Source organism: Moorena sp. SIO2C4 (genome assembly GCF_010672485.1).
Classification (GTDB): Bacteria; Cyanobacteriota; Cyanobacteriia; order Cyanobacteriales; family Coleofasciculaceae; genus Moorena; species Moorena producens.
Map to the genome: position 1 here is coordinate 1 of NZ_JAAHGN010001042.1, position 2626 is coordinate 2626.

The following is a 2626-nucleotide window of genomic DNA, read 5'->3' on the forward strand; positions in this document are numbered from 1 at the left end:
GGGGTGATCATAATCTTGCGGAAAACTTTGAAAACACGCCCTAGGGGGGCAAAATTCAGTATAAAAAAACTTTTCAGATATCCTCTTAATTCTTAATTCTTCATTCTAAATTCTTAATTCTTCATTCTCCATTCTTAATTCTTCATTCTCAATTCTTCATTCTAAATTCTAAATTCTCAATTCTTCATTCTCAATTCTTCATCGGTTCCCAATTCCCCGAAACAATGAAACTCGCCCAATAATAAGGATGCTGATACCTCTGATCTTTCAACATGTCCAGTTGGGTCTGCCGCAGAGCCTCGGTGCGCCCCATGTTCTGGTCTAGCAAGCGCTGATAGTAAGCCAGCATCAGCTCTTTGGTGGCTTTATCCTCTACCTTGCGCAAACTGATCAGCTGAGTTTGTGAACCAGCAATTACAAAAGCCCGACGCAAGCCATAGATGCCCTCTCCTGAACTAATCCGTCCGGAACCGGTATCGCAAGCGGATAAGACCACCAACTCCGTGCCAGACAACTTAAGTCCTACGGCTTCCAAGGCAGTGAGTACTCCATTCTCTGCACCAGTTCGCTTCTGCTTAAATCCTGCTAGCACTAGTCCGGAAAACAGCATGGGATTGTCATAGAGTGTGGGCAGTTCTTGATTGGGAGTGCTCTCAGAGAAACCATGGGTAGCAATATGCAGTATCCAGGGACTATTGACTTGTTTGACTGCTGACTCAGTGGCCTTAGCCCCCAGTAGAGGGTCTACTCCCAGCATGTCAGCGATTTCTTTTACTTCCTCAGCGGTGCCTGGTAATGGTGAAAAGTCCAGCTTTGAGAGGTCAATGGAACGGGTAAGGTGGGCACTGGGGAGATTGCTATGATTTTGATTAGCAATCAATTCACCAGCAGAACGGTCAAAGTCAGGATTGCCCAACAACACCGGAGGAGTTTGACTGGCAGATTCCTGGGATAATCTCAGTAAGTCCCTGCCAGAGGTAAGGTAAGTAAAGCGATAGTTTTCTACCAGATACTGCTGCTGTTGATCCACCAGGGCTTCAAAGGGAATCAGGTTGAGCTCTCCTTCTGGGGAAAGTAAGATATATCGAGTAGACCCTAACAGTTTGCGCACAGGCTCCATCAACCTCTGATCCACTTGCCGTGCGGCTTGCTTCAACTGAGCTGTGCGTGTGTCTTTGTCTTGAAGAGAGAGGCGAAACAGCTCCAGGTCTGATTCAATCAACTCAACTTCCCCTAAATCAATGCCCTGGGGGTCTCCTTGGGAATGAAGCACGTAGGCAGCGTAGCGAGGGGGACCAAAAGGTTTAGCTATTTCCGGTTTAGGATTGAAAGGTTGATACTTGACCAATTCCACTAGGGCCGTATTAGCTGGAATCAGCTTTTGAATGGCTTCGATAGTCACACTTTGGTTAGCTTTGCGAAAGTCAGGGCTGCGACGGCTAATTTGATCCTCTAATTGGTGGGCTTGTTCAGAGAGAGACTTAACCCTCTCTTGATAGTATTTAAGAGGTAGATTTGGGGGTCGGTTGTAGGTCAGATTGGCTTGTTGAGTGGGGTTAGAATTGAGGTCTTCCAGTAACCTTGGGCTTTTAGGGTCTAAGCCTTGGCTGTAGAACAAGTTTGCTAGTTGAGTGCGGGTAGCGTTGAGGTCTTCCAGTAACCTCTGGCTTTCAGGGTCTAACTGTTGACCCAGGACTTGCTGGCTATTGGTGATGAAATCAAGAACACGACCTTTTCGCCGCAGGACGGTAGTCAAAGCCAGACGGGCTGCTCTGGGATTGTTGGGAGCTGCGTTGAGGTGCAGAGAAATGACTGCGTCTGTCCCACTAGAGATAGTATCGAGGTACTTTTGCTTTTGAGGCTCAGGACCAGCAACCAAATTAGAGTTAAGGTTCCGTTCTTCTACCTCCAATCCTTGCTCAAGCAGCTCAAGGGCAGGGGTGATCTTACCTTGGGTGTAATACAGTAGCGCCAGGTTGTTGAGGCTGGTGGCGACATCGGGGTGTTGCTCTCTTAGCAAGCGTTTGAAAAGCTCTAAGGCTTGCTGGTAGAAGGGTTCGGCCTCTTGGTACCTGCCCTGGCTTGAGTACAGTAACCCCAGGTTGTTGAGGCTGACTGCCACATCAGGGTGTTCCTCTCCTAGCAAGCGTTTCCTAAGGTCTAAGGCTTGCTGTAAGAGGGGTTCGGCCTCTTGGTACCTGCCCTGGCTTGAGTACAGTGTTGCCAGGTTGTTGAGGCTGGTGGCCACATCGGGGTGTTCCTCTCCTAGCAAGCGTTTCAAAAGCTCTAAGGCTTGCTGGTAGAGGGGTTCGGCCTCTTGGTACCTGCCCTGGCTTGAGTACAGTAAAGCCAGGTTGTTGAGGCTTAATGCCACATGGGGGTGTTCCTCTCCTAGCAAGCGTTTAATAAGGTCTAAGGCTTGCCGGTAGAGGGGTTCGGCCTCTTGGTACCTGCCCTGGCTTGAGTACAGTCCCGCCAGGTTGTTGAGGCTGGTGGCCACATGGGGGTGTTCCTCTCCTAGCAAGCGTTTGCTAAGGTCTAAGGATTGCCGGTAGAGGGGTTAGGCCTCTTGGTACCTGCCCTGGCTGTCGTACAGTCCTGCCAGGTTGTTGAGGCTGGTGGCCAA

1 pseudogene is annotated in these 2626 nt (G+C 49.5%); it reads right to left on the reverse strand.

The window, feature by feature from the left end:
* Positions 1 to 190 precede the first annotated feature (190 nt).
* Positions 191 to 2626 (reverse strand): annotated as a pseudogene (locus F6K20_RS40980) (CHAT domain-containing tetratricopeptide repeat protein); the annotation flags it as partial.